Annotated in this window: 2 pseudogenes; both read left to right on the top strand. The window is 60.8% G+C overall.

From position 1 onward, the window contains the following. A pseudogene (locus JN414_RS16455) lies at nt 1–244 on the top strand (hypothetical protein); the annotation flags it as partial. Then, nucleotides 244–564 (top strand): annotated as a pseudogene (locus tag JN414_RS16450) (hypothetical protein); the annotation flags it as partial. The pseudogenes JN414_RS16455 and JN414_RS16450, both read left to right, overlap by 1 nt.

Genomic DNA, 564 nt, shown 5'->3' with positions numbered 1-564 from the left:
CCGCTGGAGCCGGCGCAAGCTGAGTATCGTCCATCAGTCCCTGGGCGATGTCGATCTGCCAGCCGTGCGGGCGATGGCGTCTGTCAGCGGCCAGGGCGGGAATATCCTGTTCCTCCCGGATCCTGACCGCGTGCCTCTGGCTGAGACCGCGCTGTTTGGCCGGGTTGCTCTGAGTGAGATCTCCAATCCTTTTGGTCCGGCTGACCGTCATGCCGTGACCTTTACCCTGACCGAGAGGCTGTGATGGCGTCGAGACTGAGCAATTATGTCCTGGAGAACGCCACCAATCCTGGCACTGGCCCCTTTATTCTGAACGGCGCTCCGGACAACCGGCGCAGTTTTGCATCCGCCTTTCCGAATGGTGGTCAGGTGTTCTACTTCGCAGATGACGGCACCCAGTCCGAATGGGGGGTGGCCAGCCTCACGGTCGGGGCACCGAATACGCTGTCGCGGACAAAGATCATTGGCAATACGGCCGAGACGACAGGGCCACTGGATTTCTCTGCCACGGTGCAGGTCTATAACGAGATCCCGGCCGAGTACCTTCTGGTCCTGAACGATGAC

The organism is Gluconobacter sp. Gdi (assembly GCF_014132155.1).
GTDB lineage: Bacteria > Pseudomonadota > Alphaproteobacteria > Acetobacterales > Acetobacteraceae > Gluconobacter.
The sequence above is the reverse complement of the archived record's forward strand: the minus strand, read 5'-3'. Positions and strand labels throughout refer to the sequence as shown.